Source organism: Corynebacterium hesseae, from assembly GCF_037850265.1.
GTDB lineage: Bacteria > Actinomycetota > Actinomycetes > Mycobacteriales > Mycobacteriaceae > Corynebacterium > Corynebacterium hesseae.
The window spans coordinates 1,429,363-1,443,837 of record NZ_CP137211.1 but is presented as its reverse complement, the minus strand read 5'-3'; the positions used below and the strand labels follow the sequence as shown (position 1 = coordinate 1,443,837).

Here is a 14,475-nt window from a genome sequence, read left to right as displayed (position 1 = left end):
GGTTATTAACTGGCTTTTTGGGCCGCGCCTCCACCCGTGCGGGCCCCGTTGGCTTTAGTCTGGGAGGACACATGCGTGCGATGAGGAAGGCTGACTTGAGCGTGTATCCCCACTTGGCTTCGATCGATGCTGCGGTGTGGCCCGGTGTGGCTACTGTCCCTTCACCGCGCCTACTGCGTATGAAAGCTGGCCGGGCTGAGGCGGAGTTCGCGCAGGCCTGTTCCAAGGCTGGGGTAGAGCTGGAAGGCGAAGACCCAGATGTCACCGTGCTTCACGACGCCCTTTTCTCCCGCACCGCCGATTCGGGCTGGCTGGGCCTGGCCGAGTCTTATATGGCAGGCGAGTGGACAACTCCCGATTCTGAGCGCCTTGTCAAAGTCCTCACGCGGCTGGTGGAGGTGGGTTATCGGCCGAAGGCCAAGGAGCTTGCCGCGGAGACATCGAGCCCTGGTGAACTACCCCTTGACGTTGTGAAACTGTACGCAGGTGACTCGCTGAGCCATTCGGGCGGCATTTTTGCAAGTGGCGTACCCACTACGGTGCGCGAGGCGGTGCGCAGCTATAGCGCGCGTGCGGGCAGAAAAGAACCCAAAGAACACTTCGTCGATGTAACCACGGTGACCGAGCCAGCATCAACGGACCGTGAAGACTTGGGCGACGCACAGCGTCGCGCTGCGCAGTGGCTTCTCGACGCCACCCGCACCGGCGCCGGAACCCACCTCCTGGTCTACCCAGCCACTGGGCTGCAAGTAGCGGTTCAGGCGGTGGCCCGGCGCGCCACGGTGGACGTGCTTACGGGCGACACGGAGCAGAAGGCGCTTTTCGACGAGCAACTGCTTCTCGAAGGCGCCGCTGATTCGGTTCACGTGCAGGGCATAGAGACGGCCTTGCCCAACCCAAAGAAGTGGCGCGGGCGGTATGACGCGATAGTGAGCGTCGAAAAGTTGGAGACGCTTTCGCCGCCGGAACGCCGCCGATATGTCGAGATGCTGGACCGCTCGCTGGTCAGTGGCGGGCGTCTGGTTTTAGCTTCGCTTTTTGCCACGGATACGATGACTCCGGCGGCTCGTTCGGCGATTCAGGTTCTGCGTGCCTATATCTGGCCTGGCTTGGAATACCCGTCGTTGGAAGAAACCCATAGGCTCTTCGATAAGCGCTCCAACCTGCGAATCATCGCGCAAACCCACACCGGAAGCCACTACCTCGAAACGCTTCGCTACCAGCGCAGCTTTTTCGATGGCCGCCACCGCGAAGCCGGGGCAGCCGGGTTCGATCAGGTCTTTCGACGCCTGTGGACCTTCCAATTTGCCCTGCGCGAGGCGTTGCTCAGCCTGGGCATGCTGGATGCCGTGCACGTGGTGGCGACCCACCGCCACCGCGGCGGCCGGCGTTAGCGGTCTACACTGGGGTGGCGCCAACGTCACAATCCACTTTGCCGACCGGAGGATAAGAGTATGTCAGAGCGCCCAGGAATTATCGCGCACCGAGGTTATAACGGTTGGTACCCCGAAAACACATTTCGGTCCTTCGATGAAGCCCTCAAGCTCGACGTGGCTGGTGTGGAGTGCGACGTCAACCTAACCAAAGACGGAGAAGTCGTAGTTATCCACGATCAGACGGTGGACAGGACGTCGGATGGCGCCGGCGCTGTTGGCGACATGACCCTAGAGGAGCTGCGCACACTCAATTTCGGTACCCACGGGGATCCGCAACGCATCATGCTTCTCGACGAACTCGTGGAGCTCGTCATGTCATACCCTGGAAAGCAGCTGCTCATAGAGACGAAGCATCCGTCTCCTTTTGGTGCACGCCTTGAGGAATCGGTAGCGGAAGTCCTGCGCGGCCGACAGCTCGATGCCGACCCACGGTTCAGCCTGATCTCCTTCAACCCCGAAGCAATTGCTCGGTTTCGACACTTATTACCGTCCTTGCGGTCATTCCTTCTCCTTGGACCTGATGAGGGAGTCCCGGAAATGCTCGAGGGTGCGACAGGATTTGGGCCTTCCATTTACCAAGCGCGGAGGGACGCCGGCTTCTTTGCCGATGTTGATGCCCCGTCCTACGTGTGGACGGTGAACCTACCGAAGGACATGGAGTGGTGCTGCGAAAACGGAGTATCGCTCATGGCAACCGACCTGCCAGAGCTGGCAATCGACGTGCTTTCGCGCAGTTAGCCAGCGTTAGGCTACATCCTCATCTGATCCGTCATGGACCGAAATGGTCTATCTAAAGAGACGGCGGAGTTTTCTCATTAACGCGACGTGATGTGAGGTCTTCCATCGTGATGCTTGTGATGTTCCCCACGCGCAGCATGGGTTTTCGAGTGCTCGGCTCCGGAAATTTTCCTGCTGTTTATCAAGTCAATACTTTCAATAAACTTTTTGTTTACTGCCTTGGTCTAGTTTCTTCTGCATGGCAATTTCCACCCCGGCAAGCGGGCTAACGGCTGCGATCCCTGCAGTCACTGAGAAGCCGGTCGTCTCCGAGGACTTCGCGCGTCATCCACGCAAACGGAAGCTCGATTGGAAACAGATCGGTCTTGCGGCATTGCTCGTTGGCCCGAACCTTCTCCTTCTCGTTCTTTTCACTTATCGGCCGTTGGTCGATAACATTCGCATCTCTTTCTTTAACTGGAATATTTCATCGCCGACGATGACCTTTGTCGGTCTTCAGAACTACATCGACTGGTTCCAAGCACCGGATACCGGACGCGTGGTGTTCAACACTGTCGTTTTTACTTTCTTCGCGGTGGCCGGTTCGATGGTTTTGGGACTGGCTCTGGCATTGCTGCTGGACCAAAAGCTTTTTGGTCGCGCTGCGGTGCGTTCGATGGTCTTCGCTCCCTACGTCATCGCAGGTGCGGCGATTGGCGTGGCCTTCCAGTTTGTCTTCGATCCCAACTACGGCCTCATCCAATACTTCTTGGGGATCATCGGGGTCGATGCGCCGAACTTTTACCAACAACAGAACTGGGCGCTGTTCATGATTACGGTGACCTACATTTGGAAAAACGTAGGCTACGTCTTCGTTATCTATCTGGCTGCTTTGCAAGGACGGCGCCGTGATCTTGACGAAGCATCGGAGATTGACGGCACCCCGGCCGCGCGACACTTCTTCCGTGTGGTCCTGCCGCAGCTTCGCGGCACCACCTTCTTCTTGTTGATTACCGTGCTGCTCAATTCCTTCCAGGTCTTCGACATCATCAATGCGATGACCGGTGGTGGACCGTTCGGCTATGGAACTTCCACGATGGTCTTCCAGGTGTACCAGGAAACCTTCATCAACAACCGTGCCGGCTATGGCGCAGCAGTAGCTACCATCATGTTCCTCGTAGTGCTTGTCATTACGGTGCTGCAGATTAAGTTGCAGGAAAGGATGGATAAGTAAATGTCCGAAAGCCACGCAATTCCGGCTTCCGTCCAAGTGGGGCTACCGCAAGCAAAGGGCGAGCTGCCACCGGTTCCTGGCTCACAGTCCCTCGCAGCTCCAGTCATCACCGAGGCCCAGCGCAAGCGCAAAGGCGAGCCAGTTGATCACAGTCATCCAGCAACGAAGGTTATAGGCTATATCGCCTTGGTACTGACGGTACTCATGATTATGGTGCCCTTGTACTTCATCTTCATCACCAGCTTCAAGTCTTTCCAGGACGTGTACTCGGACCCGATTTCTTTCTGGCCTAATCCGCTCGAGGCGGAAAACTACTCCTACGTCTGGCAGACCTCTGGCTTCTCGAGCTACCTGAAAAACTCCATCATCATCACCTTGGTCCTAACGGTGGTGGAGGTAGTCCTCGGCGTTTTGTCGGCCTATGCCTTTGCTTTTATTCGCTTTCCCGGCCGAAATTTACTCTTCCTGCTCATCATCGCGTCACTGATGGTGCCCAACCAGATTACGATCATTTCGAATTATTCGTTGGTTGCGTCGTGGGGCTGGAGAGATACCTACGCTGGCGTCATCATCCCACTCGCCGGCGTTGCGTTCGGTGCCTTCCTCATGCGCAATCACTTCCAGTCATTGCCCCCGGAAATTCTCGAGGCCGCGCGCATGGACGGGGCGGGCTTCTTTACCACTTTGTTCCGAGTGGTCCTGCCGATGTCGTGGCCAACGTTGTCCGCGTTTGTCCTCATCACGGTGGTCAATGAATGGAACCAATACCTGTGGCCCTTCCTGATTACGGATACACCGGCTGCAGCCACGCTGCCGGTGGGCCTGACCCGCTTGCAGGATGCGGAAGGCGTTACAAACTGGGCGCCGGTGATGGCCGGCACCGTGCTGACAACTCTGCCCATGATCATTATCTTCCTCATTCTTCAGAAGCCGATGATCAAGGGCCTGACTGCGGGCGCAGCCAAGGGTTAGTCTGACCGCCTGCTATCTCAACGCCCAACTCACTCAAGTCCCCCATATTCTTCACTTTTCAAGGAGAACCTCCACCATGTCTCGTAAGACCTCTACTCGCATCGCTGCCGTTTGTGCAGCACTGCTGACCACCGTGTCTCTGACCGCCTGCGCAGGTGGCTCGACCACTGCAGGAAGCGGCTCCAAGGATGGCGGCGATGCCAACACTATTACTTTCTGGTCCAATCACCCGGGATCCTCGCGCGACTTAGAGCAAGAGCTCATTGATGAGTTTGAGAAGGAAAACCCGGATCTCAAGGTTGAGCTGGTCACCGCGGGATCCAACTATGAGGAAGTTGCGCAGCGCTTCAATGCTGCCCTCGCAGGCGGCGATCTGCCTGACGTCCTCGTTGCCTCCGACGTCACCTGGTTCAACTTCGCACTGAATGAGGCCACCACGCCGCTCGATGACCTCTGGGAGATGAACGACATTGACTCGGAGAGCTACGTCGATACCCTGCGTGAAGACTACAAGTACAAGGACAAGCACTACGGCGTGCCGTACTCCCGATCCACGAACCTGATGTACTGGAACACCGATGACCTCAAGGCAGCGGGGCTTCCTACCGATCGTGGCCCGAAGGACTGGGAAGAGTTCGACGAGTGGGCTACCAAGATCAAGGACAAGCTCAACAAGCCGGCTGTTACTGTTCCGGATGGCTCCAGCTATCTCGACTGGTACTTCCAGGGCATGATTTGGGCCTTCGGTGGTTCTTACTCTGATGAATGGGAACCGAACTTCACGTCAAAGGAATCCATCGAGGCAGGTAAGTTCCTGCAGGAGCAAGTCAAGGCTGGGCATATCGAAATCTCCACTGACCCGACCGTCGCATTCGGCTCCGGCAAGGCCTCCGGTCTGTTGGAGTCCACCGGTTCCTTGGGTGGCCTGAAGGAGACGGCAACGATTCCGTTCATCACCACCTACCTGCCGGGCCCTGGTCCTTCGGCAGCGACTGGCGGTGCCGGACTGGCCGTGCCGGCTGGCATTTCTGACGAGCGCAAGGCTAACGCGGTTAAGTTCATTGACTTCCTGACTAATACCGAGAACACCATCAAGTTCTCCCAGAAGACGGGCTACATGCCGGTGCGCAAGGACGCCTTGGACGATCCGGAAGAGAAGAAGTTCTTGGAGGAGAACCCGAACGCGCAGACCGCTATCGAGCAGCTCAACGAGAACACCAAGCCGCAGGACTATGCTCGCGTCTTCGTACCAGGCGGCGGCCAGCGTATCGGTGGCGTTCTTGATCGCATCACCGTAGGTAATGAGGACGTGGAGACCGCATTCGGTGACCTGCAGAAGGAGACCCAGAGCGTTATCGACCGCGACATCACCCCGAAGCTCAAGTAACGCTTCGGATACTTTGAAAGGACACCATGGCTACAGTTGAATTCCGTCAAGCTTCCAGGATTTATGATCCGAAGAAGCCTCCGGCGGTTAGCCGCATAAACCTAGATATCAAGGACGGCGAGTTCCTCGTACTCGTCGGGCCTTCGGGCTGCGGCAAATCTACGACATTGCGCATGCTCGCTGGCCTTGAGCCAATCGACGAAGGGCAGATCTTCATCGACGGGGCTGACGTTACTGAAGCCCGCTCGCGGGATCGCGATGTAGCCATGGTGTTCCAATCCTATGCGCTGTACCCCAACATGACAGCGCGCCAGAACATGGCCTTTGCCTTGCAGAACGCCAAGGTGGATAAGGCAACCATCGAAAAGCGCGTGAATAATGCCGCGAAGATGTTGGAACTGGAAGACCTCATTGATCGCAAGCCTTCCGCGATGTCGGGCGGCCAGCGCCAGCGCGTGGCTATGGGACGCGCTATAGTTCGCCAGCCTAAGGTCTTTCTCATGGATGAGCCGTTGTCCAACTTGGATGCGAAGCTGCGCGTATCGACGCGTGCGCAAATCTTGCAGCTGCAGCGCGAGCTTAATACCACCACGGTCTACGTCACCCACGACCAGACTGAGGCCATGACCATGGGGGACCGCGTGTGCGTTCTCAAACAAGGCATCATTCAGCAGGTCGACGCGCCGAACACGTTGTATGAGAATCCGGGTAACTCGTTCGTGGCGACGTTTATCGGTTCGCCGGCTATGACTCTCATCGACAACGTCCCCTTCGTCGACGGTCGCGTTGTCGGCGGCAAGGACCATGCTTTGGACTACTACATGCCGCCGGAGCAGGCCGCGAAGGTGGCATCGGATCGCGTCATCGTCGGCGTGCGCCCAGAGAACTGGGAAATCGTTGGCGTGAACCAACCCGGTGAGCAATATGGTCTACCAGTTCGGGTCGACATTGTGGAGCACCTTGGCTCCGAGTTGTACGTCTACGGCGGCCGGGAGGAATCGGCGGACGACGTCATCGCAGTCCGCGGTGACCGGATCACTGTGAAGGTGCCGCGCGGCATTGCCGTGCACCAGGGAGACACGATCTACCTCCGCCCGATTAAGGGAGGTTGCGTGTTCTTCGCCCCAGACACCGAAATCAATTACGACTATCTCTAAGCTGCTTCCACCACGACTGACGTGCCGGTGGCGGGGCTCCCACGAGGGGTGCCGCCACCGGCATGGTGCTATGGAGTGACGACCGGACGGGAAGCCCTCTCCAACAGCACTGCAATCGAGTCATAGGTCTTGCCCGCAATCATTTCTAGACCCATCTCGCAGGTGCGGTTATCGGAGACGTACGCGTCGAAGTGCTCGGCGTCGAGAGAAGCGCGCTCCTCGCGGGTAGCGGACTCAACAAGCTCCGGGTGAAGCATGACGCGGTCGCCGGCGGAGCCACAGCACTGTGCCCCCTCAGGGATCTTGGCGTCACCGCAGAGGTTGGCCAAGTCAAGGAGGTCCTGGCTAATCCCCATGTGATCTGTCGAGCACGTCGGGTGGACGGCGATGCTGCCCATGCTCTTCACGATTGGCAGGTGTGGTGCAATTTCATCACGCAACCACTCCACGACATCGAGGATCTTTAAGTCCTCCCAGAGCTCACGGTCGGCGGGGGAGAGCGCCTCCGGAACCGAGTCGAGCAGCCCGTGGGTGCAGCTTGCCGCGTCAACCACGATGGGCAGGCGGCCGTGCTCCGACCAGTGCCAAAGATCGCGAACTATCTTTTGAGCCTGATATTCAAAGCCCTCTTTGTAGCCCTTGGATGACCACGGGGTGCCGCAGCAATCGCCCGCGACGTCTTCTGGGATCCACACTGGCTGGCCAGCGCGGCGACCAAGCTCGACAATGGCGCGCGGCAGGTCCACCGAATCCTTAGCGGCCCCTGCTGGGCGGCCGAAGATACGGTTAATGCACGCGGGGAAGTAAAGTGCACCAGCACCCTCGCGCGGAGTTTCCGGCAGACGCGATGCAGCCTTCGGAAGTGGGCCCGGGACGGTCGGCAGCAAGTCGGGGGCCACTACGTTACGCGCCATGTTGGCCCCCAGTTCCAGAGGCTTGTGAGGAACTTTGTTGGCGGAGACGATGCCAGCGCGGGCAAGCTTCTCTACCAGCTCCCAGCGCTGCGCCGTCGTGAGCGCCACTTTCTCGCGGGCAGGGGTTGCCTGCTGAGAACGTAGCTGCTTCATGACCGCTCCGGTATCGATGCTGATCGGGCAGGGGATAGAGCACGTGCCGTCGGCCGCGCACATGTCGACGGCGTCGTACTGATACTCCTTCTGCAGCTGCGCCAGGACTTCTGAGCCTTCTTCCTGCCGAGCCATCTCGCGGCGCAAGACGATGCGCTGGCGTGGGGTCACCGTGGCGTGGCGGGAGGGGCAGACAGGCTCACAGAAGCCACACTCCACGCAGGGATTGATCTCACTTTCGACCTTGGGGAAGGACTTGAAGTTGCGCAGGTGAATGGTCTGGTCGCGCGTGAGTTTTACGTTCGGTGCGAGGATGCCCTTGGGATCGATCATGTTCTTGACTTCCCAGAAGAGCTCGAAGGCCTCCGTGCCCCACTCGTGCTCCAGGAAGGGCGCCATGTTGACGCCAGTGCCGTGCTCGGCCTTCATCGAGCCCTGGTATTTATCAATGACCAGCTCAGCCAAATCATCCAAGAACGCGGCATAAGACTCACGCTCCTCCTCAACGTCGAAGCGCGGGGTGAAGAAGAAATGCAGGTTGCCAAAGGCAGCGTGCCCCATAACCGATTCCGGGTAGCCATACTTGGCCTGCAAGTCCAACAGGTCCGCTGCAGCTTCGCCGACCTGCGACGGTGGGAAGCAGACATCCTCGGTGATATAGGCCGTGCCATTCGGGCGATCCGCACCCAGCAGCCCGTACAGGCCATTGCGTAGCTCCCAGGCGCCGCGCATTCCTTCTGCGGTGGTGAGGAATTCGAGGGGGCGCAGTAGTGGGGCGTCGGCAAGCACTGCGCGCAGGCGTTCCATGGCCTTGTCCAGGTCTGCCTCGTCGCTGCCGCCGACCTCCACGAGGAGTGCTGCGGCATCGTCATCGAGGTTGCGCCAGGACTCCGGGGCGTGCGCATAGTGCTCGGCGGAGCGGCGCATCACCGGGGCCACTAGGAGCTCGCAGGCCTCCGCGCCGGTCTCCATGATGGGGTGCACGTAGTTGGCGGCATCGCGGAGATTGGGCAGCTCGACCCATGTCGTGGCCTTCACGCGCGGTAGCTTCACCGTGCGGATGACGGATTCGGTGATGGCACCGAAGATGCCCTCGGAGCCAATGAGGAGGCGCTTGAGGATGTGCACGGGCTCGTCCTCGTCGAGGAAAGCATCGATGCGCAGGCCGTTGGTGTTGCGAATGGAGAACTTGGTGCGCAGGAACTCCACCATCTCGGTGTTGGCGCGTAGCTTGTCGCGGAAGGCTAGCAGATCGGCGTGGAGCTTCGGCTCCTGCTTGCGGAAGGCCTCATCGCCGCGCGAGGTATCGACGATGGTGCCGGATGGCAGGACGAAGATGAGCTCTTCGATGCTGTGGTAGCTGTCGCGTTCCAAGGAGCAACGCATGCCGCCGGAGTTATCCGCCAGCACGCCACCGATAGTGCATACGGACGTGGAACCCGGGTCAGGCCCCAGCATGAAGCCGTGGCGGGAGAGTACTGCTTGGGCATCGCCCAAAATGACGCCGGGGCGCGACCACAACGTGCGGCCTTCCTCGCGCACTTCCATGCCACCGAAGTGGGTCTTGACATCGACGAGGATGTCGTCGCCCATAGCTTGGCCGTTGAGCGAGGTTCCTGCAGCGCGGAAGGTCATGTGGCGATCGTGGCTATCGCAATACTTCATCAAGGCAGACAGGTCCGCCGCGTTGCGTGGAGAGACCACGATGTTGGGGATGGAGCGGTAGGGGCCGGCATCGGAGGAGAAGCGCACGAGGTCGCTGAGACGTCCATGCACGTTTTCTGCGCCGACGATGGCTTCCATGTCCGCGAGGAGTTCGGCGGGGGAGCCGTTCTTGAAGCGTGCGGGGACGGCGTCGGCCTGGCTTGTGGTGCCGGCTGGGCGTGAGAAACGAGAGGAATCGGGGCTTAGTAGCTTGGACATGTTTCTAATCTATCGCTTGATAGTAAATATGGGTCAAACCGGGTACGTGAGGTTCATCATATGAGATACTCAATTCATCTAGTGAGACACCTTCTGGAAAGGAGACACCGTGACGAACCCACACGCAGAAGGGGAGACCGGCGAGAAACTCGCCGTGTATATCTTCCCAATCGTCATCATTGTCTGCGCCATCATCGCATTCATTAGCCCTAGTACTTTTGAGCCGGTGGGGCAGTACACCTCGCAACTACTGATGGTCATCATGTTCTCGATGGGCCTGACTTTGACCATCCCGGACCTGGCCCTGGTGGCGAAGCGCCCATTGCCCATCTTCTTGGGTGTTATCTGCCAATTCGCCATCATGCCGACGAGCGCTGTACTCGTGGCAAAGCTGCTAGGGCTTTCCGACGCCGCCACCGTCGGCCTCATCCTCCTTGGCTCTGTCCCCGGCGGCACCGCATCCAACGTCATGGCCTACCTGGCCAAGGGTGATGTGGCGCTTTCGGTGGCGATGACCTCGGTATCGACACTCGTTTCACCGGTTATTACGCCCCTGCTCATGCTGTGGCTGGCGGGGCAGACCGCGGAGGTCGACGGCGCCGGCATGATGTGGTCGCTGGTTCAGACGGTGCTTATCCCCGTGGGTCTGGGACTTCTCTTGCGTGTTATTGCCAGTAAGGCGGTGGACAAGATTCTTCCGGCTTTGCCGTGGGTAGCCATCGCCGGCATTGGCGGTGTGGTCATGGCGGTGGTGTCGAAATCTCAGGATAAGTTGGTCACCGTTGGTCTCGTGGTGTTTATCGGCGTGGCTATCCAGAACCTCATCGGCTTCCTTTTTGGCTATTACTCAGCCAAGCTGGCGCGTGAGCGCGAGGCTGCGGCGCGAACTACGGCAATCGAGGTGGCAACGCAGAACTCTGGCCTTGCCTCCGCACTGGCGCTGCAATTCTTCACTCCGGAGGCGGCGCTGCCGGGCGTCGTGGCCGCGGTGTGGGCAAACGTCACTGGTGCACTCTTTGCTGCCATCGTGCGCCGCAAGCCCATCGGCGACGAGGTGGAATCCAGTAAAACTGCCGTTTCTGTGTAGCAGGTTACCCATCCGCGCAACTATCTCCGCATAGGTGGTTGGCACATGTTTGCCGACCACCTTTTCTATTTGTGCAGACCTGGAAGTGCATTCCGCCCAGGTGGTCGTCGTCAAGCGCCCAGGCAGTGCTTTGCGACGACCAGCGAGTCTGCACTTCCAGGTCTGCACTTTTAGAGGCGGCGGGGCACGGTGCGACAAAAAATCTCCCCGGCCTTCGGTGCGAAACACCAGAAGGAGCCGGGGAGAAGTCTGCGTCTGAAAGCCGGTTAAACCTCCGAAAGGTCTTGGTCTTTCAGCTCCTGCATCATGAGGATTGCGATGAGGGAGACGAAGCAGACGATGATGAGGTAGTAGCCCACATAGTTTACGTTGTAGGCACTGACCAGCCAGGTTGCAATGAACGGGGCGACGGCGGCGCCGAGGATAGATGAGACGTTGTACGCAATGCCGGAACCGGTGTAGCGCACGTTGGTGGGGAAGAGCTCCGGAAGGACAGCAGACATAGGGCCAAAGATGAGGCCCATGATGAACATGCCGACGAGCAGGAAGCCAAGAACGGAGTTGCGATCAGCATTCTCGATGCCCAGGAAGAAGGGGAAGCTGAAGCCGAAGGCAATCATGATGAGCGAAGTTACGGTCAAGATTGGCTTGCGTCCGTATTTATCGGACAGCATGGAGGAGACGGGGATGCCGATCATGAACATGAAGATGGAGATCAATTGGATCTCCAAGAACTCGAGGTAGGGGATTCCCAGGCCCAGTTCCTTGGTCTTATCGCCTATACCGTAAGAGAGAATCCAGGTGGTGACCAGGTAGAACAACGTGTAGCAGGAGACCATAACGAAAGTGCCGATGATTATCGGCTTCCAGGCGATGCGGAAAGCCTCCACCATAGGAGTCTTAACCTTTTTGCCTTCGTCAACGGCCTGCTGGAAGACAGGAGTTTCTTCCAAGCGCAGGCGTACATAGAGGCCGATGAGAACCATGACGGCGGACGCGAGGAAAGGCAGGCGCCAGCCCCATTCCATGAAGGTGCCGGTGGTGTCGCCGCGTGAATAATCCATGGTGGCCACCAGGGTCAAGAAGAAGCCGTTAGCTAAGAAGAAGCCGAAGGGTGCGCCAAACTGAGGCCACATGGCAGCAGAAGCACGCTTGCCTTCCTCAGCGGTTTCGGAAGCTAACAGGGCGGCGCCGGACCATTCACCGCCCAGGCCCAAACCTTGGCAGAAGCGCATCAGGGCCAACAGGGCAGGCGCGATAATGCCTGCGGTCTGGTACGTTGGCAGGATGCCGATAATAAAGGTGGCGATACCCATTGTCAGGAGCGCACCGACGAGCGTGGCTTTGCGGCCCACGCGATCGCCGAAGTGCCCAAAGACTAAGGAGCCCAGCGGCCGTGCAATGAAGGCAAGGCCGAAGGTTGCAAAGGACTGGAGCAGGGCAACGGTGGGGTCTTCGGTCTTCGGAAAGAAGAGAAAAGGAAAGACGGCTACGGCTGCCGTGGCATAAATATAGAAGTCGTAGAACTCGATGGTCGTGCCGATGGTTGAGGCCACAGCAATACGAACACGGTCACGTTTAGTGAGTTCCGGTGTTGTGCCCGTTGGCGTTGGCAGCGTGGTGTTGACGGCGGTCATGTGCGAGGCGCCCTCCTTGATGATTTCGATAGGTCGATTGGTTGTGGAGGAAACACTACCGTCTCATGTATTGAAATGAAAGTCTCATTGCGTGAAAACTTCAGCGTGGCGGAGTTGTGGCACGGGGCGGAGAGTGGAAGTGTCGATAATCTGACATAATGTACATTATCGGACAATAAGATATTGAATGGGCGGAGTGAGATCTTTCAACGTGCACTGTTCGGGTCTACGCCCATGCCTTGACTGTGCGGCGACAACTCGCCTGCGGGTTACCAGGGCGCCACCCTGGGCAATATTAAGCACACTTGGCGGCCGTCTGGCGACTGGTGTTGGTTTCCGAGTTGCTGGTCGTCTCCGTGCTGCTGGTTCCACGCTATGAAGCTTTTAACGGCCGGGTGGTCGCTTTGCGCACCGCGCTTTGATGTGGGGTCGTGACCGTTTGTGTGCGGGGGCGCCGCTATTGGCGGCCGCTCACCTTGATCTGTGCCTCCCTGGTGGCAGTTGGCCGGACCTCTTCTATTGCCCATATATAGTCACTGTTACGTAATTGGGCTGTGTTTCCGTGCCTGCGGCGAGTGCCAGTTTTAGCGCTGACGGTAGGCGATCACCAGCTGCACCGCTGTGAGAGTTACGAGCACCACCGAAAAGGCAGCAAGGAGCTTCATCTCCTGCAACCAAATAAAGATGCCGAACCCTGCAAGCACGATGAGCCGGATCCACAGGACTGGAATGAGATGGCGAGAGTTCATAAGCAACCGTGGCTATTTCTTCTCAAAGGTGACGCGGACGTTGATCTCGCCGGTTTCGGAGATTCGCGCGGCGATCATCTCGGGAGTTTCAATGTCAAAATCGAGGCGGTTGATCGGGATATCGCCGCCTAAGATAATGGTGTCACCATCGCGGACCACCTGGAAGTCCTGGGTCACGCTCTTGGTCTGTCCATGGATGGTGAGATCGCCGCTAAGCGGGACGGTGGCCAGTGAGCCGTCGTCAGGCACGGCGGAAACGTCAGCGGGTTCGGTCAACGTAAAGGTGGATTCTGGGTACTTTGTGACCTCAAAGAGCTTCGTCTTCATGTTCTGATCGCGCACCTTTTTGTCCGTGGTTAAGGAAGTCATGTCCACGGCGATGCGCGCTTCTTCAACGATGCCGTCCTGAATGGTCGCCTGGCCGGTGACATGCTTGGCTGAGCCGGATGTTGTGCGCTTATCCGCTGGGAGGATTTCGTCGATAGTAAAACCTGCCGAGGTGTGGTTAAATGCCGATCCTTGCGCCACGTGCCATTCGCCATCGACGTCTGTGGTAGCGGCCTGGACCTTATCCGCGTTGATGGGCTCGGTGTGGACGCCCCGGCCCATAATCAGAGAGAACGCCAGCGGCCCTAGCGCCAGCGCTGTGGAGGCCACGATCAGGATCACGAAGATGCTGACAATCAGTTTGCGGTTGCCTAGTAAAGATTTCATGTGCTATCTCAATTCCTCAAGCTTGCGGGCCAGTGTGACCAGTTCGGCACACAGTTCTTCCATTTCTTCCGCGCTGGCGCTTTCCGACGCCGCTGTAGCAACATCCTCAGCGCAACACCGCAGCTCAAAAAGGCCGTCGCGGAGGCGATCAGCCTTCTCTGGAGTTAGGATGACGGCATCCGCAGGAATGGGCGTTCCAACCACGTTGTGGCGCTGCTCGTAGGCTCGCTGCTTGCAGGACGGCGAGCAGAACTTGCGTGGCCTACCCCGGCCGCCCTGCGCGATTTCCTTGCCACACCACTGGCAGGTTGCCGGGCCGCGCCTTGGCGGTGTGCTGGGCTGCGGATCCTGTGTACCAATCACCTCAATCACCTTAGCCCATTAACCCGAGGGTG

The 14,475-nt window shown here is 58.5% G+C and carries 12 protein-coding genes; 7 read left to right on the top strand and 5 right to left on the bottom strand.

Annotated features, from left to right (window positions below):
- The first annotated feature begins 71 nt into the window (after positions 1–71).
- The 6 genes from R3O64_RS06715 to R3O64_RS06690 all read left to right on the top strand — a co-directional run bounded on the left by R3O64_RS06715 (position 72) and on the right by R3O64_RS06690 (position 6,903).
- Complete coding sequence (locus tag R3O64_RS06715; RefSeq protein ID WP_339016244.1) at positions 72–1,394, top strand: class I SAM-dependent methyltransferase; 1,323 nt, start codon at positions 72–74, stop codon at positions 1,392–1,394.
- Between the two features lie 60 nt (positions 1,395–1,454).
- Complete coding sequence (locus R3O64_RS06710; protein WP_070564633.1) at positions 1,455–2,174, top strand: glycerophosphodiester phosphodiesterase; 720 nt, start codon at positions 1,455–1,457, stop codon at positions 2,172–2,174.
- Positions 2,175–2,412: 238 nt separating this feature from the next.
- Positions 2,413–3,387, top strand: a complete 975-nt coding sequence (locus tag R3O64_RS06705) for a carbohydrate ABC transporter permease (RefSeq protein WP_070684917.1) — start codon at positions 2,413–2,415, stop codon at positions 3,385–3,387.
- The gene (locus R3O64_RS06700) at positions 3,388–4,359 is read left to right on the top strand and encodes a carbohydrate ABC transporter permease (protein ID WP_339016242.1); all 972 of its coding nucleotides are present in this window, start codon (positions 3,388–3,390) and stop codon (positions 4,357–4,359) included.
- 76 nt (positions 4,360–4,435) lie between these two features.
- Positions 4,436–5,746 (top strand): ABC transporter substrate-binding protein, encoded by a 1,311-nt coding sequence (locus R3O64_RS06695; protein ID WP_070565273.1) that lies wholly within the window; start codon positions 4,436–4,438, stop codon positions 5,744–5,746.
- 26 nt (positions 5,747–5,772) lie between these two features.
- Positions 5,773–6,903: an ABC transporter ATP-binding protein gene (locus R3O64_RS06690; protein WP_070564625.1), complete on the top strand. Its 1,131-nt coding sequence runs from the start codon at positions 5,773–5,775 to the stop codon at positions 6,901–6,903.
- A 68-nt stretch (positions 6,904–6,971) separates the two neighbouring features.
- On the opposite strand, the gene R3O64_RS06685 is transcribed toward R3O64_RS06690, so the two are convergent.
- Positions 6,972–9,893, bottom strand: a complete 2,922-nt coding sequence (locus R3O64_RS06685; RefSeq protein ID WP_339016235.1) for an FAD-binding and (Fe-S)-binding domain-containing protein — start codon at positions 9,891–9,893, stop codon at positions 6,972–6,974.
- A 109-nt stretch (positions 9,894–10,002) separates the two neighbouring features.
- Between R3O64_RS06685 and R3O64_RS06680 the strand changes: the two genes are divergently transcribed.
- The gene (locus R3O64_RS06680) at positions 10,003–10,980 is read left to right on the top strand and encodes a bile acid:sodium symporter family protein (RefSeq protein ID WP_339016233.1); all 978 of its coding nucleotides are present in this window, start codon (positions 10,003–10,005) and stop codon (positions 10,978–10,980) included.
- A 266-nt stretch (positions 10,981–11,246) separates the two neighbouring features.
- Here the strand turns inward: R3O64_RS06680 and R3O64_RS06675 are convergent, their stop codons facing one another.
- The 4 genes from R3O64_RS06675 to R3O64_RS06660 all read right to left on the bottom strand — a co-directional run bounded on the left by R3O64_RS06675 (position 11,247) and on the right by R3O64_RS06660 (position 14,443).
- On the bottom strand, positions 11,247–12,617 hold the full coding sequence (locus tag R3O64_RS06675) for an MFS transporter (RefSeq protein WP_143335206.1): 1,371 nt from the start codon (positions 12,615–12,617) through the stop codon (positions 11,247–11,249).
- 584 nt (positions 12,618–13,201) lie between these two features.
- Complete coding sequence (locus tag R3O64_RS06670) at positions 13,202–13,366, bottom strand: hypothetical protein (protein WP_167595735.1); 165 nt, start codon at positions 13,364–13,366, stop codon at positions 13,202–13,204.
- 12 nt (positions 13,367–13,378) lie between these two features.
- Complete coding sequence (locus tag R3O64_RS06665) at positions 13,379–14,080, bottom strand: YceI family protein (RefSeq protein WP_339016228.1); 702 nt, start codon at positions 14,078–14,080, stop codon at positions 13,379–13,381.
- 3 nt (positions 14,081–14,083) lie between these two features.
- Positions 14,084–14,443 carry a hypothetical protein gene (locus R3O64_RS06660; RefSeq protein WP_339016227.1) on the bottom strand — a complete coding sequence of 120 codons (360 nt, stop codon included), beginning with the start codon at positions 14,441–14,443 and terminating at the stop codon, positions 14,084–14,086.
- Positions 14,444–14,475 lie beyond the last annotated feature (32 nt).

Bases quoted from the DNA above. Each gene is read 5' to 3' on its own strand.
- R3O64_RS06675 (WP_143335206.1), bottom strand. From the start codon at position 12,617: ATGACCGCCGTCAACACCACGCTGCCAACGCCAACGGGCACAACACCG.
- R3O64_RS06705 (WP_070684917.1), top strand. From the start codon at position 2,413: ATGGCAATTTCCACCCCGGCAAGCGGGCTAACGGCTGCGATCCCTGCA.
- R3O64_RS06700 (WP_339016242.1), top strand. From the start codon at position 3,388: ATGTCCGAAAGCCACGCAATTCCGGCTTCCGTCCAAGTGGGGCTACCG.
- R3O64_RS06715 (WP_339016244.1), top strand. From the start codon at position 72: ATGCGTGCGATGAGGAAGGCTGACTTGAGCGTGTATCCCCACTTGGCT.
- R3O64_RS06665 (WP_339016228.1), bottom strand. From the start codon at position 14,080: ATGAAATCTTTACTAGGCAACCGCAAACTGATTGTCAGCATCTTCGTG.
- R3O64_RS06710 (WP_070564633.1), top strand. From the start codon at position 1,455: ATGTCAGAGCGCCCAGGAATTATCGCGCACCGAGGTTATAACGGTTGG.
- R3O64_RS06670 (WP_167595735.1), bottom strand. From the start codon at position 13,366: ATGAACTCTCGCCATCTCATTCCAGTCCTGTGGATCCGGCTCATCGTG.
- R3O64_RS06690 (WP_070564625.1), top strand. From the start codon at position 5,773: ATGGCTACAGTTGAATTCCGTCAAGCTTCCAGGATTTATGATCCGAAG.
- R3O64_RS06685 (WP_339016235.1), bottom strand. From the start codon at position 9,893: ATGTCCAAGCTACTAAGCCCCGATTCCTCTCGTTTCTCACGCCCAGCC.
- R3O64_RS06695 (WP_070565273.1), top strand. From the start codon at position 4,436: ATGTCTCGTAAGACCTCTACTCGCATCGCTGCCGTTTGTGCAGCACTG.